The sequence below is a fragment of the Paenibacillus faecis genome, from assembly GCF_008084145.1.
GTDB classification, from domain to species: Bacteria; Bacillota; Bacilli; order Paenibacillales; family Paenibacillaceae; genus Fontibacillus; species Fontibacillus faecis.
Genome location: NZ_VSDO01000001.1, coordinates 1,123,612 through 1,149,903, shown reverse-complemented (window position 1 = coordinate 1,149,903; position 26,292 = coordinate 1,123,612). Strand labels below are relative to the sequence as shown.

The window sequence follows — 26,292 nt, the reverse complement described above, 5'->3', positions numbered from 1 at the left end:
GATTGATTATTCCGCCAAAACCTTTTTGTCCTCGATCAGGTCCATGATAGCTTGTGCGCTTTGCAACGGATAATAGCTGGCGATATGGTCGAGCACTTCCTCACGGGTACGGACCACTTCTTCATAGTTGTTGGTGAGCCGTTTGATCCAGGCGGTGATGTCGTCGAGCGAGCCGATCGGGGTACCCCAGCCTTGGGAGGCGAAGTACTGCGAATTTTCTTCCTCCTGACCGGGAAGGGGCTTGTGAAACAGCATCGGAATTCCTTTGGCTAATCCTTCCGTGCAGGTCATGCCTCCCGGTTTCGTGATCAGCAGGTCGGAGACCTCCATCAGCTTGTCGATCTCCCTTGTAAAGCCTAGCAGATGGATATGCGGATGAATAAAGCGCGGGTCCTTCTTCATCTTCTCCAGAGATTTCGTATTGCTGCCGAAGCAGAAGATGATCTGAATCTGCTCACGATACGAGGCCAACAGGGAGTTGACCGCTTCATCCTTCATAAAACCCCAGCCACCGCCCATAACGAGCACGGTGGGCATATTTTTCAGGTTGAATTGGCTCCGGATATCCTCTTTCCGATGGCGTTCCCAAAAATTCGGATGAACCGGGATGCCTGTGATTCTTATTTTCTCCTCTTCCACGCCCCGTTCCAGCAGCTTTTGCTTGACCTGATCGGTGGAGACGAGGTAGCTGTTCACTTCCCGGCTGACCCAGGTTCCGTGGGCGTCATAATCAGTAATGACGGTGCAGAGCGGCACATCCAGCAGTTCAAGGCGCTTGATCCGCGATATGATCGCGCTGGGAATGGGATGGGTACACACAATCACATCCGGATGCAATTGACGGATAATCTGAATTGTACGCGTATAAAATATCCGATGTAAGGCAAGCGTCGTTAATCGGTTTAAGGATTTCTTATAATTGCTGCGGTACATCATGCGGACGAGCCGCGGCTGGGTGGACACCGTTTTCTTATAGGCGGTAATGATGATTGGCGCCACTCTAGGATTTAAAAAGCTTCCCAGTTCCAGTACTCTGGTCTGCACATGCGGCGCTACTTTTCGTAAACTGCTCGAGAGCGCATATGCCGCCTGGGTGTGACCGGCTCCAAACCCCTCAGACAAAAGCAAGACCCTTTGTTTTTGCACTTTAGTTTCACCTTTTCCTGCAAGGTTTTTCTACCAACTACAATATCCCCTTTACGTCCATAATGCAACCGTCCCGAGGGCTACGGAAGTCCCGATGACGGCCCCCGCAAGCACGTCGGAAGGATAGTGCAGCCCCAGATAAATGCGCGATATGGCCACGATTAAAGCCACGGGCCCGAGAACGAACGCAAGCGCCGGCATCGCCGCGATAAACGGCATGGTTACCGAAAATATGGCGGTCGTATGGCCGGAAGGAAAAGAGTGGTCCGTCAGCGGATTCCGAAAGGTGTTCGTCCCCGGGAGGGTCAGGTAGGGACGGACACGCGGGTATGTTTTTTTGGCAAGAGCGACCGGGAGGTGACTGATGGCCAAGGCGACACCCGCCTGAAGTCCCGTTTTGTTCCAAGGTTCCGGGGCTGCCAGCCAGATCAGCAAGGTGGCCAGGATCGTAAAGGTGGCTCCGCCCAGGTGGGTCAGATAGTACAGCCAGAAATTCAGAAAACTTCGGTGCAGCCGTCCGTTGATTCCCACGAACAGTTTCTGGTCCAGTCGTATCAGTTTTTGAAGCAATCGAGTCATAAAGATCCCTCCGCGCATGGTTTGCTGCAAGAAACCGGTCAAGTTGTTTGCTACATATTTTACATAATCCTCGCTCTTTATGGACAGGCGACGTTTTGTGTTAATATACCCTTTTTTTAAATTAATGTGAACGAAGCTGTGCCGTTGATTCAAATGATAGCAAAAAAGTTTAAAGAAAAATGAGTTATTGAGTAAACTTTTCTTTGCTTTTTTCGTTTGTATATTAGCTGCCTTTTTTTATATAAACGTTTACATATGAGAAAAAGGGGGGACTAAAGAAATAAAAACCGCAAAAACGGATGAAAATAAGAACAAAACGCACCGAATGCGGGAAGCGACGGTGTCTTGAGGGAATATAGAGTCACTACTGCCGGATTTTGCGGCCATCAGGTCTTACACCGGTTTGACAAATGGTGCAAAGTCATGGAAAATCGAAAAAGCGTTGAAAAGATTTTAGATTTTCAAAAAAGAAAAGCAATAAGGGTCATGAAAAACTCCGTACCAGATTTAGAGAAAAAAGACATGAAAATTTAAAGGAGTTAAAAGGGGGTACAGAGATCAATGTTGGACGCCATTATGATATCGCTGCAGGTTGTGCTTGCGGTGGTAGGGGTGTACCAGTTCGGTCTGGCGCTGTTTGGTTTGTACAAGAAAAAGAACAAGAAAACCTTTGCTCCGGCGAAATCCTTTGCCGTTCTCGTGGCGGCGCATAACGAGGAAAAGGTCGTCGGCGCTTTGATGGAAAACCTGAAAGAACTGAATTACCCGAAGGAACTGTACGATGTATTTGTCATCTGCGACAACTGCACGGACGGGACCGCCGACATTGTCAGAAGCCACGGCATGAACGCCTGCGTTCGTACGAATCCCAACCTTCGCGGTAAGGGATACGCCATCGAATGGATGCTGAAGCAGCTGTGGAAAATGCCGAGGCAGTATGACGCGGTCGTGATGTTTGACGCCGATAACTTGGCGCATCCGGACTTCCTGAATGAGATGAATAACGATCTCTGTTCCGGAGCACGGGTCATTCAAGGCTACATCGACACGAAAAACCCTGAGGACTCTTGGATTACGGCTTCCTACGGGATTTCCTATTGGTACTGCAACCGGTTGTGGCAGCTGTCCCGCCATAATTTGAAAATGGCTAACTTCCTCGGAGGGACGGGGATGTGCTTCGAAACCGAGCTCTTGAAAGAAATCGGATGGGGAGCCACCAGTCTGGTTGAGGATTTGGAATTTACGATGCGCTGCGTGGAACGCGGGATTTATCCGGTGTTTAACTACGACGCGAAACTTTTTGACGAAAAGCCGCTCACATTCAAAGCTTCCGCGCGTCAGCGCCTGCGCTGGATGCAGGGGCATTTCACGGTGGCTCGCCGGTATTTCTTTCCGCTTCTCTGGAAGAGCATCAAGGAACGGAATTTGGTCAAACTGGATATGGCCTTGTATGGGGTTAACGTCTACATCGTGCTCCTGACCTTCCTGCTGACCGCGTTTATCTGGGCGGACCAATCGCTGTTCGGCGGTCCAAATTTCGAAACGCTGTATGCCCATCTTCCGTTATGGCTCTCTTTTGTAGCGATCGGGGCCAACGTGTTTATCTTCCTGACGGCGATGATTCTGGAGAAGGTCAAATCGAAGAAAGTATACGCCTACCTGGTGCTGTTCCCGATTTACTTGGTATCGTGGTGGCCGATCACGTTTTACGCTTTCTTTACGCAGAACAACAAGCAGTGGAGCCATACGCAGCATACGCGGGTGGTACGCCTAGAAGAAGTACAAAGCAAACAAGGCTAATCTAAGGTAGCTCAAAATCCGGCTTTTGATCACGAAGTGATTCTTGCGAAGTCAAGTCGGCGTCGAATCTTGAATTCAACCGGCCCTTCCGGTGCTCACGTAGGCTTCTCCTACGCTCCGCTCCTCAGGTCCGGTTTCATCCAAGCTTCTCGGTGCTGAAAAACCGGATTTTGAGCTTTTTATTGAATGGGTAGCTCAAAATCCGGCTTTTGATCACGAAGTGGTTACTTGCGAAGTCAAGTCGGCATCGAATCTTGAATTCAACCGGCCCTTCCGGTGCTCACGTAGGCTCCTCCTACGCTCCGCTCCTCAGGTCCGGTTTCATCCAAGCTTCTCGGTGCTGAAAAACCGGATTTTGAGCTTTTTATTGAATGGGTAGCTCAAAATCCGGCTTTTGATCACGAAGTGGTTACTTGCGAAGTCAAGTCGGCGTCGAATCTTGAATTCAACCGGCCCTTCCGGTGCTCAAAATCCGGCTTTATATCGCTTGACAATGATTTGAGGAATATGTTAAAGTATTCAAGTGTGTTGCAATAACTGTTTTGGATTGCAAGCAGAGGCCATGGCTTCTCACCTGTCCAACGATCGTGTTGGCTGGTTTTGATCCAATGATTTATGAATAGACTTATTCATGAAGAATTGACGATCAATTTGGGATGCGGGCGTGGACCTGCATCCCTTTTTATTTTGAGCCATAACCCTCATTAAAGGGACAATAGAATTATTTGGAGGTGGAGAATTATCAGTAAGGAACATTTGATCAACGATGAGATACGGGCCAAAGAGGTACGTTTGGTGGGAGCCAACGGGGAACAGATCGGTATCAAACCGATCCGCGAGGCACTTCAAATGGCCATCGACCTGAATCTGGATCTGGTTAACGTGGCGCCGACGGCCAAGCCTCCGGTATGCCGGATCATGGACTATGGCAAATTCCGTTACGAGCAACAGAAGAAAGAGAAGGAAGCCCGTAAGAATCAGAAGATAGTGGACATCAAGGAAGTATGGTTCCGTGCGAATATCGAAGAACACGACTTCCAGACGAAGCTTCGCAATGTGATCAAATTTTTAAAAGATGGAGACAAGGTAAAATGTTCGGTCCGTTTCCGCGGACGTGAAATTACCCATGCTGACATCGGTAAGAAAATTCTCGATCGCGTCAAAGACGAGGTTGCGGAACTTTCCACGATTGAGCGCCATCCGAAATTGGAAGGCCGCAGCATGATCATGATTTTGGCACCTAAAAACTAAGCGCGAATCCCGGGCTTGACCGGTGAGCCGCGCAGCTCACAAACTTTGAGGGGGAAGTACAATGCCTAAAATGAAAACCCACAGCAGTCTGAAGGACCGCTTCAAAATTACCGGATCCGGTAAAGTAAGACGTTACAAAGCGAACCGCAATCACTTGCTGTCCCATAAGTCCAAACGCGCTAAACGTGTATTGGCAAACAGCCCTGTGGCTTATTCCGGTGACGTTAGCCGTTTGAAGCAACAACTTGCAAACTTGAAGTAATTTTTAACACAACTTATTGGGAGGTTTATTAATATGGCAAGAGTAAAAGGCGGATTCGTCGTTCGTCGTCGTCATAAAAAAGTATTGAAACTGGCTAAAGGTTATTTTGGTTCGAAACACCGCATCTTCAAAACCGCTAACGAGCAAGTGATGAAATCCTTGCTTTACGCATACCGCGACCGTCGCACGAAAAAACGCGACTTCCGCAGACTGTGGATCGTGCGGATCAACGCCGCTGCCCGCATGAACGGATTGTCCTATAGCAAATTGATGCACGGTTTGAAGCTGGCTGAAGTGAACATCAACCGCAAGATGCTTGCGGACCTGGCTGTTAACGATATCAATGCATTTAACTCGTTGGCTAGTGTGGCCAAAGAGAAAATCAACGCCTAATTAAGATGTTGAGACGGCCGTCGTAACTGGTTGAGAAATTACCGGAGACGACGGCCGTTTTGTGTTAAGAAACAGCATTTGGGGAAAAGCTATACATAGATAAAAACGGCCTGACCGAGGCCGGTAATCTTTGATATTTACACATAGCGAACGTTCTGTGGCAGTTATGGCAAAGGTAAGCGCTTCATTTCACAAAAAGGCGAAACTTATTTAACCTTCGGTCATTAAAAGTATGGATTTTACACTAATTTAAAGGTATAATCGGTCTGTACATGAAGCCTAGACAAGGTTAAAAATCATAAGGGGGATTTAACGTCAATGAACAGAGCCTTCAAATTTTCTTTAGTCATGGTCCTCGCGCTGATGATGATTCTGGCGGGATGCGGCAACAAAAAGGAGAACGCGGGCGGCAACGGCGCAGCGTCGAATACGGGAGCCGGCAATACCCAAACGAGCGATGAGGCGAAGAAAGGGGCCGATATCAAGGTAGGTCTTGTTACGGACATTGGCGGCGTAAACGACAAGTCTTTCAACCAATCGTCTTGGGAAGCTCTTGAGGCGCTGAGCAAAGAGCAAGGGATTCAACACAAATACCTGCAAAGTAACAGCAGCGCGGACTACATTCCTAACTTGAACCAGTTCGTGCAAGGCGGTTATAATCTGACATGGGCAATCGGCTTTGACCTTGGCGACGCTTTGAAACAAGTGGCGGACGCGAATCCAAACGCGAACCTGGCGATCATCGACAGCGTGGTTGATGCTCCTAACGTGGAATCCATTACGTTTGCCGAAAACGAAGGGGCCTTTCTGGTCGGCGTAGTCGCAGGGATGACGACAAAAACTAACAAAGTCGGGTTTATCGGCGGGGCCGAAAGTCCGGTAATCAAACGCTTTGAAGTCGGCTTCCAAGCGGGTGTAAAGGCAGTTAACCCTAACGCGGAAGTAATCCCTACTTACGCCGGCGCATATGACAAACCGGATGTAGGGAAATCGCTGGCGAGCCAGCTCTATAACGACGGCGCAGACATTATCTTCCCGGCGGCCGGACAAACCGGTAACGGCGTATTTAACGAAGCGAAAGCTCGCAATAACGCTGGCGGCACCAAAGTTTGGGTTATCGGCGTTGACAAGGACCAATCGCTGGAATTCGGCGACGACGTTACTTTGACTTCCATGATCAAACGGGTGGACGTTGCGGTTAAGAACGTAACTCAACAAGTCATCGACGGAACTTTCAAGGGCGGTACGGTAACTAATCTGACTCTGAAAGATGACGGCGTAGGTCTGCCTGAGACTTCCAAGAAAAATGTGAGCCAGGAAATTCTCGACAAAGTCGAAGAATACAAGCAAAAGATCATCAGCGGCGAAATTACGGTTCCCGCAGAGTAATCAAGCTCTGTAACGGAAGCTGCAATACGGCCGATAGTTTAATATGTACAAGCAGGCAAGGCCAGTGTTATCTTAGCTGGCCTTGTTGTTTGCGTAAATCCCATGATGGTGAGGGTGATTTCATGAGCACTGCGGCTACCGTAGTCGAGTTGAAGCAAATCACAAAATCTTTTCCCGGTGTTGTAGCCAATGATTCAATCAGCCTGACCTTGCGTAAAGGTGAAATCCATGCGCTGCTTGGCGAAAACGGGGCGGGCAAATCCACGTTAATGAACATCCTGTTCGGGCTCTACCAACCCGATCACGGCACGATCGAGATCAATGGGAAGCAGGTCACGATCGATAACCCGAACAAAGCGATCAAACTGGGCATCGGCATGGTGCATCAGCACTTTAAGCTCGTACAGCCTTTTACGGTCACCGAGAACATTATTCTCGGGATGGAACCGAAAAAGGGATTGAATATCGACTATAAATCGGCGTCCGCCCAAGTGGCGAAATTGTCGGAACAATACGGTCTTCAGGTCGATCCGAATGCCAAAATTCAGGATATCTCGGTTGGCATGCAGCAACGGGTCGAAATTATGAAGACCTTGTTTCGCGGCGCGGATATTCTTATATTTGACGAACCGACAGCGGTACTTACGCCGCAAGAAATTGTAGAGTTAATGGCGATTATGAAAAGGCTGGTTGAGGAAGGCAAATCGATCATTCTCATCACGCACAAACTGAAGGAAATCATGGAGATCTCCGACAGGGTGACGATTATTCGCCGGGGAAAAGTCATCGATACGGTCGACACGAACAACACGAACCCGAACGAATTGGCCGCCAAGATGGTGGGACGGGATGTTACGTTCCAAATTGACAAACAGGAGCCGGCTGCCGGAGAACCTGTTCTGCAGTTGAACGAGGTCAAGATGCAAAACAAGGACGGAATTCCGGTGTTGAACGGTCTGAACCTGCAGGTGAGAGCCGGAGAAATCGTCGGGATCGCCGGGGTGGACGGTAACGGACAAACGGAATTGATCGAAGCGATTACGGGGCTCCGCAAAATCAACTCCGGTTCCATCAAGTTATCGGGCAAGGAAATCGCTAATCTGCCCGTACGCAAAATAATCGAAAGCGGGTTGTCCCATATCCCGGAGGACCGGCACAAGCACGGACTGGTGCTCGATTTCTCCATCAGCGAGAACATGGTGCTCGAAACGTACTATAAGCATCCGTACAGCAAAAGCGGATTTATCGATCAGAAGACAGTAGACCGCCATGCCGAAGAGCTGGTGGAGCAGTTCGATGTGCGAACCCCCAGCATTTATACGAAAGCTCGTTCTCTGTCGGGGGGGAATCAGCAGAAAGCGATTATTGCTCGGGAAATAGACAAGAACCCGGATCTGCTGATCGCCGCTCAACCGACCCGTGGACTGGACGTGGGCGCGATCGAGTTCGTTCACCGGCAATTGATCGAACAGCGGGACAAAGGGAAAGCCGTACTGCTAATTTCTTTCGAGCTTGATGAAATTATGAATGTATCGGATCGCATCGCCGTTATTTACGAAGGCAGAATTGTCGGTGAGGTGCGTCCGCAGGACACGAACGATCAGGAGCTCGGACTGATGATGGCCGGTTTCATGGAACAGGGAGGTCAATCGCATGGATAAATTGCGCAAAATATTTTCGCTGGACAGCCTGATCGTTCCGCTTGTGGCCATTTTGCTCGGCCTGCTGGTCGGCGCGGTAGTCATGCTTCTCGGCGGTTACAATCCCCTGGTGGCCTACAGCGCATTGATTCAGCGCGTTGTGGGTAATCCGTATGATTTCGGGGAGACGATTCGTCAAATTACTCCGCTGATCTTTACCGGTCTTGCGGTCGCCTTTGCGTTTCGCTCCGGGATGTTTAATATCGGTGCGGACGGGCAGGTTTTGATCGGGATGACGACCGCCACCTCCGTATCCCTCTTAATGACGGGCGTATCCTCTAATATCGTCGTGCCGCTGGCCGTCATTGCCGGCGGGATCGCGGGCGGACTTTGGGCGGCGATCGCCGGTTATCTGAAGGCCAAGCGCGGCATTAACGAGGTCATCACGACGATTATGCTGAACTGGACGGCTTTATATCTTTCCAATTACGTGATTCGCCATTTCTTCCTGATGAAAGGTCAGAATCGCTCCGAAGATATCGGCGCTTCGGCGGCTATGACATTTTTGGGAGGCATTTTCAACAATGCGCGCGTTCACTGGGGAACGGTCATAGCCCTGCTGGCGGCTGTGTTCTTCTATGTTTATTTGTGGAAAACCAAACAAGGTTATGAAATGCGTGCGGTCGGCTTCAATGCGAACGCAGCGGATTATGCCGGGATGAATGTGGGCCGGAATGTCGTAAAGGCGATGTTCATCAGCGGTGTGTTTGCCGGTTTGGCCGGAACTTTTGAGGTGCTTGGGGTATTCCATTATCAATCCGTGTTCGCGGCATCCCCGGGCTACGGTTTTGACGGCATAGCCGTTGCGCTATTGGGGATGAATCATCCGTTCGGGGTTGTCCTGGCAGGTTCGCTTTACGGCGTGCTTACCTATGGTTCCGCCGGCATGAGCTTTGCCGCGGGGGTTCCGCCGGAATTGATCAAGATCATTATCGGCTCGATCATTTTCTTCATCGCGGCCCAGGGGATTGTAAGGTTTGTGTTGAAACCATTCTACCTCAAGCGCAAGAAAGAGAAGGTGTTGTAATATGGACATTCTTACGCTGCTTGGCCAGTTGTTGAATTCAACCCTTGTATTTTCAACAGCGCTCATATTCGCCGCGCTCGGAGGTATTTTCTCGGAACGGTCGGGCGTAGTAAACATCGGCCTGGAGGGCTTGATGATTTTCGGGGCGTTCGCGGCAGGCGTAGGCACTTATTATGCCCAGGAAGCCGGACTCGGCGGTATGGCCCCTTGGGTCGGTGTAATCGCCGCAGTCGTAGTGGGGATTCTTGGATCCCTCATTCACGCGGTCGCGACCATTACGTTTAAAGCCGATCAAACGATCAGCGGGGTCGTCATCAACTTTTTGGCGGCCGGATTAACGGTTTACATCGTCAAGCTGATTTTTAACGGCTCGGCCGAAACCCCGCTTATTGACGTGTTCGAGAAAAAAGCGATCCCGGTGCTTAGGGACATTCCGATTATCGGGGAAGGTTTTTTTAACTCGTATCCGACGACCTATCTGGCGCTTATCCTAGTCGGTATCGCCTACTATTTGCTGTTCAAAACGCCATTCGGCCTTCGCCTGCGCTCCGTCGGCGAATATCCTGGAGCAGCGGATACGCTAGGGGTAAACGTCTCGCGGATGCGCTATATCGGCGTTATGATCAGCGGTGCGTTGGCGGGGATCGGGGGCGCGACGATCACGCTCACCACGACAAGTACGTTTGCGCATAACACGATCTCGGGCCAAGGCTTTATCGCGATCGCCGCGATGATTTTCGGGAAGTGGAATCCGGTCGGCGCTTTGGGGGCCGCCATGTTTTTCGGATTCTCGCAAGCGATCCGCAACTATGTGCAGTTGTTCGAATGGTCCAGAAGCATTCCGCAGGAATTTATTTTCATGATTCCATACGTGCTGACGATCATCGTCCTGGTGAGTGCGGTGGGCCGTTCTTCGGCGCCGGCGGCATTGGGGACACCTTACGATCCGTCCAAACGATAGAACTTGAAAGAATAACGAAAAAGTGCGAGCCGGTAGGGGGATTTCTCTCCTACGGCCCGCGCTTTTTTTGTTAACGGGCCTATTTCTTATGGTGGAGAAGGCGATGGCGCAGGCGGAAACAAGGCGGGCCGAATATAGTGGTGTGAAGACGAATAGCCGGAATTATGGCTAGGGATCCCACACTGGAGGAGGGTTACCATGAGCAAAAAGGTAACAAGAAAGGACGCCGAAAAGTGGCTCGGCAAGTCGATTATCGCCTATAAAAAGGACGGTGGAATCGTAACGGGCAAGCTGGTCAAAATCAGCGGCAACCGTTTGATCGTGACGCAAAACTCCGGAAAAAAAGTCAAAACCAAAGCGATTATCCCGCTGGTTTTGTTCGATTTGCTCGCCATCGGAGCGTCCCCTTATAACTACGGCGGATATGGAGGTTACGGCCCATACGGACCGGGCCCGTACGGGGCGGGACCTTACGGATATCCTTACGGTGTAAACCCTTATTTTTGGTAAACGGCTAGCGCCGAACAAGCAGTCTTTTCTCCAGCTCAAAGCACGCCGAAGGCTGGATAAAGCGAACCGTACGGTATCCAAGTTTCCGGTAAAACTGATGAGCCCGGGTGTTGTCGCGGTCCACCAAGACTTTGGCCCGGGAACATCCGCGCGAACCGGCGAAATTTTCGGCATGGGCCAGCAGCGCTTTCCCATGCCGTTTGCGCCGGTGCGCGGGAGATACCGCCATCATATCGATATATAAAAGATCGCCGTGCACCATAAAGTGGATGAAGGCTACGGGATCGGATTCGTAACAGGGGGATACTACCAGCGTCACGCCTCTCGCCAGCCGCTTGGGCAGGTCTTTCAGTACGGCGTTTAATTCTTGCGGAGGCAGGTTGGAAAACGGGACAAGCTCCTTATGGATTAATTCGAAAATGACCGGATCATCCTGTTTGGGCCTTCTGTAGCGTATCATCCGCTCTTTTACCTCCTCCTAAGTATTTGTGAATGAAAGACGCGAACCCGAATAAAATTGGGCGCTTTACTCTATCATATGACGTAAGGAGGGCAAAGCGTTCCGGTAAAACCAACCGGATTTCAAGCGACCTCAAGAGCCGGACGTTATTCGTTGTCCGCCACCGACGCCAGGGGTCATTAAAAAACTGGCTCCAAATGGGTATTGACTCGGGATGTAAACTAATCATATAATGTTCCTAAACATTTTAACGATTACTTCAATCGGCAATCGGCGATGATGAGGACGAAGGTTTAAGGGCTCTTTGCTCAGAGAATGGATGGATTTGCTGAGACCATCCTGCATTATTCCCTTAAATGCGAGCTCACCTCGGAGCTGTTTCCCTGAAAAGCTGCAAGCGATCCTAGGTAAAGCTTGCGAACGGCGTATTAGGGGAAATCGTCAGGTCTGCGTTAAAGACCGCGGGTATGGGTTTATTGGGCCTGTACTCGTCAAGGTCCGGTACTGCGAAGAACCGGGTGAACATGGGTGGTACCACGGAAGCTAAACCTTTCGTCCCTCGGAATAGGAGACTATTCCGGCGGACGGAAGGTTTTTTTGTTGCATACAAATCAAAAAAAATCGAATTACCCATTCTTGGAAGGAGGATGACTGATGAGCGCGCAAATTCCAGCAGTGCGGTCTACAGAACAATTACGTGAGAAATGGATGAAACCGGAAGTCATTTCCGGGTCGGAAATCTTGCTTCGCAGTTTGCTTTTGGAAGGTGTCGAGTGCGTCTTCGGTTACCCGGGAGGCGCGGTGTTGTACATTTACGACGCCTTGTACGGTTTTACCGATTTTCATCACCTGCTGACGAGACATGAGCAGGGCGCGATTCATGCGGCAGACGGTTATGCCCGCGCCAGCGGTAAGGTTGGCGTTTGCATCGCCACCTCCGGTCCGGGAGCGACGAATACGGTGACGGGGATCGCGACGGCCTACATGGACTCGGTTCCGCTCGTCGTCATTACAGGCAATGTCGTTTCCAGCCTGATTGGGACCGACGCATTCCAGGAAGCGGACATCACCGGCATAACGATGCCGATTACGAAGCACAGTTACCTGGTAAGAAGTGTGGAGGAGCTGCCGCGGATTATCCACGAGGCGTTCCACATCGCGAATACCGGAAGAAAAGGCCCGGTGCTGATCGACATTCCGAAGGATGTTTCGGCCAATAAAGCCTTGTTCGAACCGGTACAATCCGTGAACCTTCGGGGCTACCATCCCACCGTTGTTCCGAATCGTCTGCAGCTCGACAAGCTTGCCGCAGCGATTCAGGAAGCGGAGCGTCCGGTCATTTTGGCCGGCGGGGGCGTGGTTTACTCGGGCGGTCACGAGGCGCTGTTGGAATTTGTAAACCGAACGGAAATTCCGATTACGACGACATTGCTCGGCCTCGGCGGATTCCCGAGCGGACATGAGCTGTGGATGGGCATGCCGGGGATGCACGGGACTTATACGGCAAACCAGTCGATTCAGCAGGCCGATCTGCTGATCAGCATCGGAGCGAGATTCGACGACCGGGTAACCGGACGGCTGGACGGCTTCGCCCCACATGCGAAAATCGCCCATATCGATATCGATCCGGCGGAAATCGGCAAGAACATAGCCACCGACATTCCGATTGTCGGCGATGTGAAGACGGTGCTGGAAATGCTGAATCCTTTGGTCGGACGGGCGGCAAAAGCGGATGCCTGGAGAGCGAATGTCCAGGAATCCAAAGCGAAGTACCCGTTCCGCTACAAGGATTCCGATACGGTATTAAAACCGCAATGGGTTATTGAGCATCTGAATGAAACGACCCGCGGGGAAGCGATCGTAACGACGGACGTTGGTCAGCATCAAATGTGGACGGCCCAGTATTACAAGTTCAATCAGCCGCGCTCCTGGATTACTTCCGGAGGGTTGGGGACGATGGGCTTCGGATTCCCGTCGGCGATCGGTGCGCAAATGGCCCATCCCGACCGGTTGGTTATCTCAATCAACGGGGACGGCGGGATGCAGATGTGCGCCCAGGAGTTGGCCATCTGCGCGATCAATAACATTCCGGTCAAAATCGTCGTTATCAACAATCAGGTACTCGGAATGGTAAGGCAGTGGCAGGAATTGATCTACGACAACCGGTACAGTCATATCGATTTGGCCGGCAGCCCGGATTTCGTGAAATTGGCGGACGCTTACGGCGTGAAAGGCCTGCGCGCCACCAACAAAGAGGAAGCCAAACAGGCGTGGAAAGAAGCGATGGAAACGCCGGGCCCGGTATTGGTGGAATTTGTGGTTGAAAAGGGAGAAAACGTGTATCCGATGGTACCTCAAGGTTCCACCATTGATCAAATGCTGATGGGGGACGATGAATCATGATAAAGAGCCATGCAATTTCCGTTTTGGTCAATGACCAGCCAGGTGTTCTGCAGCGCGTGTCCGGCCTGTTCGGCCGGCGCGGCTTCAATATCGAGAGCATTACGGTCGGGCAGTCGGAGGAAGAAGGATTGTCCCGGATGATTATCGTCACCCAGGGGGACGACAAAACCTTGGAACAAATCGAGAAACAGCTTTATAAACTGATCGATGTCATCAAGGTTGTAAATCTAAGTTCCAAGCCGATGGTCGCCAGGGAGCTGGCGCTGATCAAGGTAAAGTCGGAACCGGCGGAGCGCCCGGAGATTATGGGCGTTGTGGAAACGTTCCGCGCCGCGGTCGTGGATATCGGAACCAACAGTATGATGGTTCAGGTTGTGGGCGATACGGAGAAAATCGATGCGATGATCGAGCTGCTGCATCCTTACGGGATCCGCGAGCTTTCCCGAACCGGGGTTACGGCTATGATACGAGGAAACGCATAAAGATCAGGCCATACTAGTTTTATCCGATTCATCAACCTTCTCCGACCCGTTGGCGGGGGATTGATGAGGCCCGGGGCATAGCGAATGGAAACCCCTACCGCGAGGTCTCATGAATCACCCGTCAAACAGGCGGAGAACCAAATATAACAGGGACATGCGATACGCATACCCGCAATTTATGGGAGGGCATTAAAAATGGCAGTTACTTTGTACTATGAACAAGATGCAGAACTCAGCGTATTGAAAGGAAAGACCATCGCAATCATCGGATACGGCAGCCAAGGTCATGCCCATGCGCAAAACCTGCGTGAAAGCGGTCTTCAAGTCGTTATCGGCCTTCGTGAAGGCAAATCTTTCAACAAAGCGAAAGAGGACGGATTTGAAGTTCTTTCCGTAGCGGAAGCGACCAAGCGTGCGGATGTCGTACAAATTCTGATGCCGGATGAAACGCAAGCTTCCGTGTACAACAGCGAAATTGCGCCAAACCTGAAAAAAGGCGCAGCTCTGATGTTCGCCCATGGTTTCAACGTACACTTTGGCCAAATCGTTCCGTCTCCGGACAATGATGTGCTTTTGGTTGCGCCTAAGTCCCCGGGTCACATGGTTCGCCGTACTTATGTCGAAGGTTTCGGGGTTCCCGGCTTGATCGCGATCCATCAGGATGCCACAGGTAAGGCGAAAGAAATCGGACTGGCTTATGCCAAAGGCATCGGTTGTACGCGCGCCGGGGTTATCGAAACTTCGTTCCGTGAGGAAACCGAAACCGATTTGTTCGGGGAGCAAGCGGTACTGTGCGGCGGCGTAAGCGCGCTGATCAAAGCGGGTTTTGAAACCTTGACGGAAGCGGGTTATGCTCCGGAAATGGCTTACTTCGAGTGCTTGCACGAGCTGAAGCTGATCGTCGACCTGATCTATGAAGGCGGACTGGCAACGATGCGCGACTCGATTTCCAACACCGCGGAATATGGCGACTATGTAACAGGCCCTCGCGTAGTCACCGAGGAAACGAAGAAGGCGATGAAAGAAGTGCTTGCCGACATTCAACAAGGCAAATTCGCCCGCGACTTCATCCTGGAAAATCAATCGAACCGTGCTTTCCTTACAGCAACTCGCCGCAACGAAGCCAACCATCCGATCGAAGTTGTCGGCAAAGAGCTGCGCGGCTTGATGCACTGGATCAAGAAATAATAACTTTTTCGCAAGCCATTGCTTTAGAGCATTGCGGAATTAAAGAAATGAATCAGAACCTCCATTGTGGTACGCCGCATTGGAGGTTTTTTCTAGAGGCGTTATTCTTAAGCAGACGGACGTGGTTGCGCTTATCATCTCCCTTTTATAGTTAAAACCTATAACTCTAATAGATTCTATATCTTGGCTAAGCGTAATCAACCTATGATACAACTAAAACAGGAGTTTATTCGAGTGAGTTACCGAAGAAAGGGAGTAATCAACCATGGCAGAAGTTAAAAAAATCGCAGTGATCGCCGGGGACGGAATCGGCCCGGAGGTGGTCGCGGAAGCGGAAAAAGTGCTTAAGCGGACGGAAGAACTGTTTGGATATAGCTTCGAAACGGAACATGCTTTGTTCGGCGGCATCGCCATCGACCAGAAGGGAACGCCCCTTCCGCAGGAAACGCTGGACATTTGCCAAAAGGCCGACGCGGTGCTTTTGGGTGCGGTCGGCGGACCGAAATGGGACAACAATCCGAAGGAGCTTCGGCCCGAAACCGGATTGCTTGGCATCCGCAAAGCGCTGGGCTTGTTCTCGAACCTGCGTCCGGCCGTGGTATTCGATTGCCTGAAGGACGCGTCCACGTTGAAACCGGAAGTGCTTGAAGGGACCGACTTGATCGTTGTCCGCGAGCTGACGGGCGGCATCTACTTCGGCGAAAAATACCGCCGCGATACCGAGCATGGCCAGGAAGCGGTCGACACCTGCGCCTACAATGTGAGCGAAGTGGAGCGCATTGTGCGCCAGGCTTTCGAAATTGCGCAAAAACGCCGCAAAAAGCTGGCGTCCGTGGATAAAGCCAACGTGCTGGAAACTTCCCGATTGTGGCGCGAAGTTGTGAACCGGATCGCGCCGGAATATCCGGATGTAGAGCTGGAACACGTGCTGGTCGACAACTGCGCGATGCAGTTGCTGCGCCGCCCTGCAAGTTTCGACGTTATCGTAACGGAAAACATGTTCGGCGACATTCTGAGCGATGAAGCGGCGATGCTGACCGGGTCGATCGGGATGCTGTCCTCGGCTTCCCTCGGAGAAGGCAGCTTCGGTTTGTACGAGCCGGTACACGGTTCGGCTCCGGACATCGCCGGACAGAACCTCGCCAACCCGATCGCCACGATTCTATCGGTTGCGCTCATGTTCCGGATGACATTCGGCTATGCGGATGCCGCGGATGCGATCGAACGGGCCGTTGCCGATGTGCTGAATGCCGGTCATCGTACCGGAGACATCGCGGTGGACAAGAGCAAAGCGATCGGCACGACCGCCATGGGAGACCTCATTGTCGCCGCAATGAAGAAATAGTTTATAATAATTATAAATAAGAAATGATTACAATCTTGACTTTGAAAATTCCGAATGATACCATTTGAAATGTGGCCAAAAGCCGCAAAATAATCCTGTGATAGAGAGGCCTTTCGGGTTTCTTACATATTATAAAGGAGGATATTTCAAATGGCAGAACGATTGGTGGGAAGACCTGCTCCGGATTTTGACATGGCGATTGTAACGGGCGACGGTCAGGAGTTTGGGCGCAGAAGACTGTCCGATTATCGCGGCAAGTGGCTGGTATTCTTCTTTTATCCGCTCGACTTTACCTTTGTATGCCCGACGGAAATTACCGCTCTCAGCGAAGCTTACGCTCAGTTTAAGGAGCTGGATACGGAAATTTTGGGTGTGAGCATTGACTCCGAACACAGCCATAAGGCTTGGATCAACACACCGAAGGAAAATAACGGTTTGGGAAGATTGAATTTCCCGCTCGCTTCGGATATCACAAAGAGCGTGGCCCGCGACTACGGCGTTCTGATTGAAGAAGAGGGCGTAGCTCTGCGCGGATTGTTCATCATCGATCCGGAAGGCGAACTGAAATATCAAGTAGTGAACCACAATGACGTAGGCCGCAGCGTTGAAGAAACGCTGCGCGTGCTGCAAGCCTTGCAATCCGGCGGATTGTGCCCGATGAACTGGAAACCGGGTGACAAAACGCTTCAAGTTTAATAAGTAAATAGCCGTAAGGCCCCCTGTTGGCAAGTGTCCGCAACAGGGGGCCTTTTGCCCTCGTAATTTGCATTTAGGCAAAAGCAAATTCGCCTTAGGCAGGATTTATAGATCTAGGTCATTTTTCGTATTTTTTATAATCAACGGGTTCATCCTGTTAGCTGTAAAGGAATTTGCGGCCGTTGTCGAGAATAGATATAGGCAATCACAAATTATATCCATGGGACAGTTCGGAAACTTGAACGGGAAAGGGTGTCGGGAAATGAGTTTTTGCTGTGGCGCAAGTATGGTCGGGACCAAAGGAACATTGAAGCACTACCGCACCCAGGTTCATAATGTTCCGCTTCTTTTTTGCCCGGTTTGCCATAGAGTTGAAGTCCACTACAAAGTGGAGAACGAATATGAAGTGCTGGCGGAGTATGCTCACGGGGACGGTCTTTCCGAGATTGATTTCCAGGATTTTATTATGGAAGACGAGGACTCCATTTTTGGAAATTGCGTTAATCGGGAGGATGAAGAACCGATGGATCTCGTGCAGAACCAGATCGACATGGCGCTCGATCTGCTCTCCGTGGCCAAGCAAATCGGTGATGACAAGTGGGAGGATGAACTGAAAAAGCGCCTTGCGGTCATGAGCAGGCGCAGGGCGAGATTACTCCAACAAAATAGCTAGGCCATGAAACAGCTCTCCAATTCGGGGAGCTGTTTCTATTAAGAAGTACGACTTAACCTAAAATCCCCTTTTTTCGACAGGATCTCTGATTGACGATATTTGGAAGTCTTTACTATGATTGATTTAGGCCGTATTACATACGGCGGCCGCAGTTCGAAATTACATACAGGACGAGCTCATGGAATAGGAAACAAGGTGGATAGTTGTAGATTCATACTGTATGACAGGTATGAACATCCGCATAGTGATCGTTCGTTGTTGCAGAGGCAGAAAGATCATTCGGAGAAAAGGGGGAACCGACTTGTTGAGCGAATTCCAGGAGACACTGCTTCAGTCTGTGAAAGCGTATCAATCGACCCAGCTTGTGAAGAACAAGTACGAGAATGTACTCCAGCATCTTGACAGCGGCATTATGCTATTTGACAGCGATGGAGTTTTAACCTTTGTCAATGTTCAAATGGCCAGGCTGCTTGAAATTCCTCGCCATTCGCTTATCGGCTGCAATTTGCTTCAACTGCTCCGCCACCCTCATCTTAGCCGGTTTAAGAAGAAGAAGATCCTTAGACTTTATCGTGAAACCATCTTTTACCGCAAGAAAAATCATGAACTGGTTGATGAATACGGAAGATACTGGCTTACCACGGTGACATACGGAGACCAGATGGACGGCGATTTTTTGCTCAGCGTCAAGGATGTTTCCGACTTCAAACTTATAGAACAGACGGCTTATCAAAATGACAAACTTGCGATGCTGGGGAAAATATCGGCGGCGATCGCTCACGAAATCCGGAACCCGCTGACGGCAATCCGCGGTTTTATTCAACTGCTCCGGCCCCATTTGATTCAATTGGGGAGAGATGAATATGCCCGTATCATTTTGACTGAAATCGACCGGGCCAACGATATTATTTATGAGTTTTTAAACTCGTCCAAGCCCACCGCTCCGCAGAAAACGGTGATGAGCATTACCTCGCTGCTGAAAGAGGTCGTCTTGTTAACGGAAAGCGAGGCGCTGATGAAGGGATGCGAGATCCATCTGAAAGAAGCCGATACCGTCATGAACGTCTCCATTGACGTGAAGCAGATCAAGCAGGTACTGCTCAACATGATCAAAAATGCGATGGATGCCATCGAAGAAGTCGAAGGCGATCATGCGGGTGTGATCGATATCCATGTAAAACCGGAGGGCCGTTACGTCAACGTTACGATTCGCGATAATGGAAATGGGATGGATAAGGCTTTGCTCGCGCGCTTGTTTGATCCTTTCTTTACGACGAAAGAGAAGGGGACGGGCCTTGGGTTGTCGGTCAGCTACCGGATCATAAAGAATCACCGGGGCCACATTCACGTCGATAGTGTTAAGGGAGCCGGGACAGTCTTCGTCATCGCCCTGCCTTTGGTCATATAGTCGGGGCCCGTTGTCATTACGCTATAGATGCAAAAAGTGCTGGCAGCAAAGGATGACGCCTTTGCTGCCAGCACTTTTACTTTTTGGAACTCGGGGAAGGAGGTTCGGCGCATGCCATCGCGCAGGATTTGTTTTGCGCACAGGAAGCGCAAACGCCCTTCCGGCTTTTGCGGACCCCGCGATACAAAGCGATAGCGGCGAGGACAAACACGGTCCCGGCGATCAATATATCAGCCATATTTGGAAGCTCCCTTCAAGACGAATAGGTTGAGCAAGCTTAGATATACGCGTTATTAAAGCTATAGACCGAGCCATATTCCGCCTTGATAAATGATCAAGGCCACAAGATAGGCGAGAGTCAGGGAATAGACGATCGAAAACAGTGTCCATTTCCACGAGGCCGTTTCTTTGCGGAGAACCCCCACCGTGGCTAGGCAAGGCGTATACAGCAGGACGAACGCCATAAAACTGTACGCCTGGAGCGGCGTGAACGCCCCCGCGATTTGCCCTTGCAGCCCGGCCAGATCAGGCACATGATAGATGATATTCATCGTGGAAACGACGACCTCTTTAGCCATAAACCCGGTGATCAGCGCGGCTCCCGACTGCCAAGTGCCGAAGCCCAGCGGTTCCAGGATCCCGGCGAGCAGCCCCCCGACGGCGGCCAGGTAACTGTCGTCCATATCGCTTGCAATGCCCCCGGGTCCCAGGTAGGTCATCAGCCAAATCAGGACGGAACCGCCGAGAATAAAGGTACCCGCCTTACGCAGAAAGCCTTTGCCTTTTTCCCAAGTACTGCGGAAGAGAGTGACGGCCTGGGGCCATCGGTAAGGGGGAAGCTCCACCATAAAAAAGGACTTCTCTCCGCTGAAGATAAACCTGGAAAACAGTTTGGCCAGAAGAAGCGCGAGTACGATCCCCAGGACATAAAGTGAAAGGACGACTAACGCCTGGGACTTCGCAAAAAAGACTCCGGCAAACAGAGCATAGACGGGCAAACGGGCGGAACAGGACATCAATGGCGTCAGCAGCATCGTCAGCAGCCGTTCTTTCGGTTGTTCCAGACTTCGCGAGGCCATGACGGCCGGCACGTTACAGCCAAAGCCGATAATAAACGGAATGAGCGCTTTGCCGTTCAGCCCGACCATCTCCATCAATTTATCCATCATGATGGTGATGCGGGCCATGTATCCCGAGTCCTCAATAAAAGAAATGATCAGGAACATAATAAAAATCTGGGGAATGAAGACCAGCACACCACCCACGCCCCCGATAACTCCATCGATGATGAGCGCACGGGTGAAGTCCGAAGCCCCCACGGCTCCTAGGACCTGGATCGCCAAGCTGCTGACTGGGCCGGAAATAAAGCCTTCTAATATATCCGACAGCGGATTGCCGAGCCAGTCAAACGTAAGCTGAAAGGTCAGATACATGAGCAACAGGAAAAGCGGGACGCCCCAGACCGGATGCGCCGCAATTTTATCCAACTTTTCCGTCAGCGTGTGCGGTTTGGATTGGCTAAAATCGACCGTTTCCCGGCAAATTTGTTGAATCAGCGTTGTACGAACACTCCGGATATACTCTTGCAGCGAGGAATTATCTGTCCCCGTCAAGGATCTAAGCTGTTGTTCCGTCTGATCCCTGATCTTTGAAACGGTTGAGCGTACCCCGGCTTCAAGAAAGGGAGAGGATTCCATGACCACCGGGTTGTTCTCCAATATTTGAAGCGACAGCCAACGGGGGGATAGAGAAGGGAATAACCCGTTTACTTCCCGGGAAATAAGTTCAATCGCTTTTTCGACGACCTCTCCGTAGTCGACTCGGAATCCGGCGTTATCGCGCGCTTCCGCCCGGGACATGGCCAGCAGCAGTTCTTTGCTCCCGGCTCCGGTGCGGGCGATCAGCGGGACGACCTTCGACTGCAGCCGGGCTGCCAGCCTTGAGGTATCGATCGCCAATCCGCGGGATTCGGCCACATCCATCATATTTAAACCGATGATAACAGGCTTTCCGTACTCAAGCAGTTGAAGCGTCAGATACAAATTCCGCTCCAGCTGCGAGGCGTCGACAATGTTGATCAGCAGGGAGGGGGAATCGGTAAGCAAGAATTCGGAAGCTACGCCTTCATCCCGGGATAAAGGGTGGAGCGAATAAATGCCGGGCAAATCGGTCAGTATGCCGCTCTTGTCCTTAAGCCGGCCGACTTTTTTCTCGACCGTAACACCTGACCAATTGCCGACATATTCATAGGAACTTGTAAGCGTATTGAACAGGGATGTTTTTCCGGTATTCGGATTTCCGACCAGGACCGCATCGCTCATGAGACAGCCACCTCGATATGAACCGCGTCTTTCTTGCGGATCCCCAGGAGCTGACCGCTGCACTCCAGCACAACCGGCCCTCCCCACAGACAGTATTGTTTTACCTGAATCGCTGAACCCACCGAAATGCCCAGATCGGCCAGCCGGCGTTTGAGGACGGGATCCATTTGCCCGAAACGACAGATGGTTCCGGACTCCCCCGGCTTTAAATTCAATAAACAACTACGGCAAAAAGCCATTGGGCGTCACACCTTTCTTGCTCGGATATCGATACTGATAATCAATCTCATTTACACTAGGATTATAATATATCATGCCGTAAAAAAAGCCAACTGTGATAAATATCACTCAAAAATACGAAGCCCATTCTTTACTTTTGCTTTTACCTTCAAGTAAGATGGATATTAATACACGCAAGGGAAAGGGATCGGTAAAAGATGAAGACAAATCATTGTAAAATTGTCGATTGCACGATACGCGATGGAGGATTAGTCAACAACTGGGATTTTAGTGTGGAATTCGTTCAAAAATTGTATGCCGGTCTCAATGAGGCGGGCGTGGATTATATGGAAATCGGATATAAAAATTCGCCGAAGCTTCTGAAAGGGGCAGACCAAGCCGGCCCGTGGCGTTTTTTGGACGATGAGTTCCTGAAGCAAGTGATTCCGCAAAAAGGGAAAACGAAGCTTTCCGCCCTTGTGGATATCGGACGAGTGGATGAAAATGACATCCTGCCGCGTACGGAAAGCCTGCTGGATCTCATTCGGGTTGCCTGCTACGTCAAGGACGTGGATAAGGCGCTTAAGCTGGTGCAATTGTTCCACGATCGGGGATACGAGACAACGTTGAATATTATGGCCCTGTCCAACGTGATGGAGCATGAATTGCTCGAAGCTTTCGAATTAATCAAAGAAAGCGTCGTCGACGTCGTGTACATCGTCGATTCTTACGGCAGTCTTGACTATAAGGATATGGAGCATCTCGTGAACAAGTTTAAGACGCATCTGCCGAATAAACGGCTTGGCGTTCATACCCATAACAACATGCAGTTGGCCTTCAGCAACACGCTTGTCGCCGCTGATCTCGGCGTCGAGCTTCTCGATGCTTCGGTGTACGGCATGGGCCGCGCAGCGGGAAATTGCCCGACGGAACTGCTCGTAACGCATCTGAAAAACACCGATTACAAGCTTCGTCCGGTTCTCGAGGTGCTGGAGGAACTGTTGATCCCGCTCCGTGAGAAGGAGGAATGGGGCTATCTGGTTCCCTACATGATTACCGGTACGCTGGATGAACATCCGCGCTCGGCGATGGCGCTTCGGGCTTCGTCGGATAAAGATAAAGTCGTCGAATTTTATGATAAATTGACGACTCCGGAAGTCAGCTTCGAGAAGAAATCATAAACCGCTTTCCCTTAAACCCGGCCTGCCAAGCCGGGGTTTTTTCTATGCCGACACGCGGTCACCGTTTTTATTTATTTCATGCGGAGGCAAGCAGGAAAAGGTCGTTTTTTGTTGAATTGTACTAGTGTCACAGCTTCAAAGATACTTACCTCCGGGGGTTGAACACACAATGGGAATCAGAACAGAGGAGAGGGTAACCGTTATCCAAGGAGTGCTCGGTCTGGGGGTCATGCTGGCGGCTTTTATAACGTCCGCGGGAATTCCGGTGAAGCCGTCCTCCATTGAAGCGTTGAGAACGGTGCAATTGTTATCGGGTCTGATCTGCGGTGCGATATCCTTCGCGATCTTCACCCAAGGCTGGATCATGTTTACCGAGAAGCTATCCAGACAGCGGTTGTATTCGGCGGTGCTTTTCTTTCTATTGGGAGCCCTCGATGTGCTGTATACCGCGGGGATCGGACAAATTCGGCTGTTCGGCCTGGAAACCGGACCGGGCTTGACCGCGGCCCTTTTGATGATCGCCAATGCGGTGTGCCCGATCGGAATGCTGTTTATTTTCTCGGTTCCCGACCGGCAAATTTCGGGCAAACATAAGTTCATCGTACTGCTGGGAACCGCGCTGGTTAGCGCGGCCGGAATTGTATTGCTTTATACATATCAGAAATACCTGCCCGTTTCATGGTTGGAATCGCATCTTCAGGTCCCGGGAAGAATCGCGATATGCATCGCTGTCTTGGGTCTTCACGCGGCCGCAATCACCTCGATCCTTTACCGATATCGTCATGAGCGGCCGCCGGCGGCCATGATGGTCAACCGGGCTTTGATGTTTATGATGATGGGATTTCCGCTGTTGATGTTAGCCGATCCGGCCGAGGTTGGTTACATGCATGCCGTCGGGAGCGTTTATCTTGCCATTTCCTATTATTTCGTTTTAAAAGGGGTCTATCATCTGACGATCGACGAGCCGTTTCGCGTACAGCAGGCGGTGGAAGCGCGCATGGAATATATGGCTTATCATGACGATTTGACGGGCCTGCCGAATCTTCGCCGGTTAAAACAGATGCTGGCTGCGTTGATCGATTCCGATAATAAACACGAACCCGTTCGGGCCGGAGTCGCCGTGATCAACATCAATCGCTTCAAGGCCATTAACGATTCCTTGGGCTACAGCGCCGGAGACCAGCTCCTGAGAGAACTGGGCGACCGCCTGAAGGGACTGCTTCTTTCCGGAGAGGAAGTATTCCGGATGGGGGAAGACGAGTTTGCGGTTCTTTTTTCAGTGCCGGACGGGGTGTCCGGGTTTGAAAAGAGAGCGGAGCAGATGCTGGAATCGGTTAATCCCTCGGTCCGGATCGATGATACGGAATTTCACATCTCGCTCAGCATGGGGTTGTCGCTGTATCCCGAAGACGGCCAATCCGTCGACCAACTGATTCAATACGCCGATATGGCGGTGCATCATGCGAAGGAGCATGATCTCGTCTTTATCCGCTATACCGAGACGATGAAGAAGCGGACCCAATCGAAAGTCGAACTGGAGAATGATATGCGTAAGGCCTTGCTTCGGGGCGAGTTTTTTCTGGAGTATCAGCCTCAATTCAGCTTGAAAACGGGAAAGATGGTCGGGATGGAGGCGCTGGTCCGCTGGAATCACCCCAAACGCGGGCTGATTTCGCCTGGCGAGTTTATCCCGCTGGCCGAGGAATCGGGCCTGATCGTCCCGCTAGGGGAATGGGTGCTGCGAACCGCTTGCCGCGACACGAGAAACTGGCAAATCCAGGGGTATGAGCCGGTGTGCGTATCGGTGAACCTGTCGATGCGCCAATTCCGGCAGTATAATTTGGCCGACAAGGTGGATGCGATTTTGCGGGAAGTCGGGCTGGAGGCCGATTATTTGGAACTGGAAGTGACCGAGAGCATGACCTTCGATATCGAGACGGCGTTAAGCCAACTTCAGAGCCTGAAGCGCCTGGGAGTACATATCAGTATCGATGATTTCGGCACGGGATATAGTTCGCTCAATTATTTGAAAAATTTGCCGATCGACCGGCTTAAGATCGACCGGTCCTTTGTCAAGGAAGTCATGCTCGACGGCAATGATGCGGCGATCGTTTCCACGATCACTACGATGGCTCATCACCTTAAGCTGAAGGTGACGGCGGAAGGCGTCGAAAATGAAGAACAGCTGAACTTTTTGCGGGAGCAAAACTGCCATGAGGGTCAGGGATATCTCTTCAGTCGCCCGGTGCCCGCTGCCGTCCTGGAAAGCCAGTTCCTTAGCCGGTTGGCCGGCTAAGGAACTGGCTTTCGGCTTCCATTTCAAAAAACACTTGCAACCTTTTTTACAAAGTGTTAATATATATTTTGTCTTCGCGAGCGGGTTTACCGTGACGAAGCTTCGGGACGTAGCTCAGCTTGGTAGAGCACCTGGTTTGGGACCAGGGGGTCGCATGTTCGAATCGTGTCGTCCCGACCATTAAAGACTTGTTCATATGCGGGTGTAGTTCAATGGTAGAACTCCAGCCTTCCAAGCTGGTAGCGTGGGTTCGATTCCCATCACCCGCTTAGTTATAAGCAAACAAAAACCCTTGCGCAGCAAGGGTTTTTGTTGTTAGTGGCTTTAGCCAGTTGAGCACGCGAAGCGTGCGAAACAAAAAACACCTGCTATGCGGGTGGTGTAGTGATGCTTGCAGCAAAAAACCTGATGGGGGCGTTAGCATAGGAGTGTTCAAGCTTAGAGTGCTTCCAAACTCCCAACTCCAAAAAGATGCAAATCTGGAGGTATTCTATATGATCAAGGTTGCTGAAGGGGGACTAGTAATAAATAAGCGCACCCATTCAGGGGCAGGCAAAAGCGGCAACGGCATAGTAGCTTGGGTTATTTTACGTGTATGAGGC

General features: G+C 51.0%; 24 protein-coding genes and 2 tRNA genes. 20 read left to right on the top strand and 6 right to left on the bottom strand.

Annotated features, from left to right (window positions below; all coding sequences use genetic code 11):
• Positions 1–6: 6 nt before the first annotated feature.
• Together FRY98_RS05285 and FRY98_RS05280 are read right to left on the bottom strand one after the other, a co-directional pair.
• Complete coding sequence (locus tag FRY98_RS05285; RefSeq protein WP_148450665.1) at positions 7–1,146, bottom strand: MGDG synthase family glycosyltransferase; 1,140 nt, start codon at positions 1,144–1,146, stop codon at positions 7–9.
• A gap of 51 nt (positions 1,147–1,197) precedes the next feature.
• Positions 1,198–1,725, bottom strand: a complete 528-nt coding sequence (locus FRY98_RS05280) for a phosphatase PAP2 family protein (RefSeq protein ID WP_148450664.1) — start codon at positions 1,723–1,725, stop codon at positions 1,198–1,200.
• Between the two features lie 561 nt (positions 1,726–2,286).
• Here FRY98_RS05280 and FRY98_RS05275 point away from each other — a divergent pair.
• From FRY98_RS05275 to FRY98_RS05235, 9 genes are all read left to right on the top strand, one after another.
• Positions 2,287–3,525, top strand: coding sequence for a glycosyltransferase family 2 protein (locus tag FRY98_RS05275; RefSeq protein WP_148450663.1), 1,239 nt, complete (start codon positions 2,287–2,289; stop codon positions 3,523–3,525).
• Positions 3,526–4,281: 756 nt separating this feature from the next.
• Entirely contained in the window at positions 4,282–4,776 is a 495-nt protein-coding gene (infC, locus tag FRY98_RS05270; RefSeq protein ID WP_148450662.1) for a translation initiation factor IF-3, read from the top strand.
• 61 nt (positions 4,777–4,837) lie between these two features.
• Entirely contained in the window at positions 4,838–5,038 is a 201-nt protein-coding gene (gene rpmI, locus FRY98_RS05265) for a 50S ribosomal protein L35 (protein ID WP_044477582.1), read from the top strand.
• A gap of 33 nt (positions 5,039–5,071) precedes the next feature.
• Positions 5,072–5,431 (top strand): 50S ribosomal protein L20, encoded by a 360-nt coding sequence (gene rplT, locus FRY98_RS05260; protein WP_148450661.1) that lies wholly within the window; start codon positions 5,072–5,074, stop codon positions 5,429–5,431.
• 318 nt (positions 5,432–5,749) lie between these two features.
• Positions 5,750–6,820 (top strand): BMP family lipoprotein, encoded by a 1,071-nt coding sequence (locus FRY98_RS05255; protein WP_148450660.1) that lies wholly within the window; start codon positions 5,750–5,752, stop codon positions 6,818–6,820.
• A 122-nt stretch (positions 6,821–6,942) separates the two neighbouring features.
• Positions 6,943–8,481, top strand: coding sequence for an ABC transporter ATP-binding protein (locus FRY98_RS05250; protein WP_148450659.1), 1,539 nt, complete (start codon positions 6,943–6,945; stop codon positions 8,479–8,481).
• Positions 8,474–9,547 carry an ABC transporter permease gene (locus FRY98_RS05245; protein WP_148450658.1) on the top strand — a complete coding sequence of 358 codons (1,074 nt, stop codon included), beginning with the start codon at positions 8,474–8,476 and terminating at the stop codon, positions 9,545–9,547. The genes FRY98_RS05250 and FRY98_RS05245 overlap by 8 nt, the downstream gene beginning before the upstream one ends.
• A gap of 1 nt (position 9,548) precedes the next feature.
• The gene (locus FRY98_RS05240; protein WP_148450657.1) at positions 9,549–10,508 is read left to right on the top strand and encodes an ABC transporter permease; all 960 of its coding nucleotides are present in this window, start codon (positions 9,549–9,551) and stop codon (positions 10,506–10,508) included.
• A 198-nt stretch (positions 10,509–10,706) separates the two neighbouring features.
• A complete protein-coding gene (locus FRY98_RS05235; protein WP_148450656.1) occupies positions 10,707–11,018 on the top strand; it encodes a hypothetical protein in 312 nt (103 codons plus the stop codon).
• 4 nt (positions 11,019–11,022) lie between these two features.
• On the opposite strand, the gene FRY98_RS05230 is transcribed toward FRY98_RS05235, so the two are convergent.
• Positions 11,023–11,478, bottom strand: a complete 456-nt coding sequence (locus FRY98_RS05230; protein ID WP_148450655.1) for a GNAT family N-acetyltransferase — start codon at positions 11,476–11,478, stop codon at positions 11,023–11,025.
• A gap of 654 nt (positions 11,479–12,132) precedes the next feature.
• Between FRY98_RS05230 and ilvB the strand changes: the two genes are divergently transcribed.
• The 7 genes from ilvB to FRY98_RS05195 all read left to right on the top strand — a co-directional run bounded on the left by ilvB (position 12,133) and on the right by FRY98_RS05195 (position 19,673).
• A complete protein-coding gene (ilvB, locus tag FRY98_RS05225) occupies positions 12,133–13,881 on the top strand; it encodes a biosynthetic-type acetolactate synthase large subunit (RefSeq protein ID WP_148450654.1) in 1,749 nt (582 codons plus the stop codon).
• Positions 13,878–14,363 carry an acetolactate synthase small subunit gene (ilvN, locus tag FRY98_RS05220; RefSeq protein ID WP_148450653.1) on the top strand — a complete coding sequence of 162 codons (486 nt, stop codon included), beginning with the start codon at positions 13,878–13,880 and terminating at the stop codon, positions 14,361–14,363. Before ilvB ends, ilvN begins: the two co-directional genes overlap by 4 nt.
• 195 nt (positions 14,364–14,558) lie before the next feature.
• Complete coding sequence (gene ilvC, locus FRY98_RS05215) at positions 14,559–15,551, top strand: ketol-acid reductoisomerase (RefSeq protein ID WP_148450652.1); 993 nt, start codon at positions 14,559–14,561, stop codon at positions 15,549–15,551.
• A gap of 265 nt (positions 15,552–15,816) precedes the next feature.
• A complete protein-coding gene (gene leuB, locus FRY98_RS05210) occupies positions 15,817–16,896 on the top strand; it encodes a 3-isopropylmalate dehydrogenase (RefSeq protein ID WP_148450651.1) in 1,080 nt (359 codons plus the stop codon).
• Positions 16,897–17,046: 150 nt separating this feature from the next.
• Entirely contained in the window at positions 17,047–17,592 is a 546-nt protein-coding gene (locus tag FRY98_RS05205) for a peroxiredoxin (RefSeq protein WP_148450650.1), read from the top strand.
• 262 nt (positions 17,593–17,854) lie between these two features.
• Positions 17,855–18,265 (top strand): hypothetical protein, encoded by a 411-nt coding sequence (locus tag FRY98_RS05200; RefSeq protein WP_148450649.1) that lies wholly within the window; start codon positions 17,855–17,857, stop codon positions 18,263–18,265.
• A gap of 301 nt (positions 18,266–18,566) precedes the next feature.
• Positions 18,567–19,673: an ATP-binding protein gene (locus FRY98_RS05195; RefSeq protein WP_148450648.1), complete on the top strand. Its 1,107-nt coding sequence runs from the start codon at positions 18,567–18,569 to the stop codon at positions 19,671–19,673.
• 76 nt (positions 19,674–19,749) lie between these two features.
• Here the strand turns inward: FRY98_RS05195 and FRY98_RS05190 are convergent, their stop codons facing one another.
• The 3 genes from FRY98_RS05190 to FRY98_RS05180 all read right to left on the bottom strand — a co-directional run bounded on the left by FRY98_RS05190 (position 19,750) and on the right by FRY98_RS05180 (position 22,233).
• Positions 19,750–19,911 carry a FeoB-associated Cys-rich membrane protein gene (locus FRY98_RS05190; protein WP_148450647.1) on the bottom strand — a complete coding sequence of 54 codons (162 nt, stop codon included), beginning with the start codon at positions 19,909–19,911 and terminating at the stop codon, positions 19,750–19,752.
• Between the two features lie 61 nt (positions 19,912–19,972).
• Positions 19,973–21,994: a ferrous iron transport protein B gene (gene feoB, locus FRY98_RS05185; RefSeq protein WP_148450646.1), complete on the bottom strand. Its 2,022-nt coding sequence runs from the start codon at positions 21,992–21,994 to the stop codon at positions 19,973–19,975.
• A complete protein-coding gene (locus FRY98_RS05180; protein ID WP_148450645.1) occupies positions 21,991–22,233 on the bottom strand; it encodes a FeoA family protein in 243 nt (80 codons plus the stop codon). Before FRY98_RS05180 ends, feoB begins: the two co-directional genes overlap by 4 nt.
• Positions 22,234–22,431: 198 nt before the next feature.
• Here FRY98_RS05180 and FRY98_RS05175 point away from each other — a divergent pair, with 198 nt between their 5' ends.
• The 4 genes from FRY98_RS05175 (at position 22,432) to FRY98_RS05160 (ending at position 25,959) form a co-directional block, all read left to right on the top strand.
• Positions 22,432–23,394, top strand: a complete 963-nt coding sequence (locus FRY98_RS05175; RefSeq protein ID WP_148450644.1) for an aldolase catalytic domain-containing protein — start codon at positions 22,432–22,434, stop codon at positions 23,392–23,394.
• A gap of 169 nt (positions 23,395–23,563) precedes the next feature.
• Positions 23,564–25,690: a putative bifunctional diguanylate cyclase/phosphodiesterase gene (locus tag FRY98_RS05170; protein WP_148450643.1), complete on the top strand. Its 2,127-nt coding sequence runs from the start codon at positions 23,564–23,566 to the stop codon at positions 25,688–25,690.
• Positions 25,691–25,793: 103 nt separating this feature from the next.
• Positions 25,794–25,870: transfer RNA gene (locus tag FRY98_RS05165), tRNA-Pro, on the top strand.
• Between the two features lie 18 nt (positions 25,871–25,888).
• A tRNA-Gly gene (locus FRY98_RS05160) sits at positions 25,889–25,959 on the top strand.
• Positions 25,960–26,292: the final 333 nt, after the last annotated feature.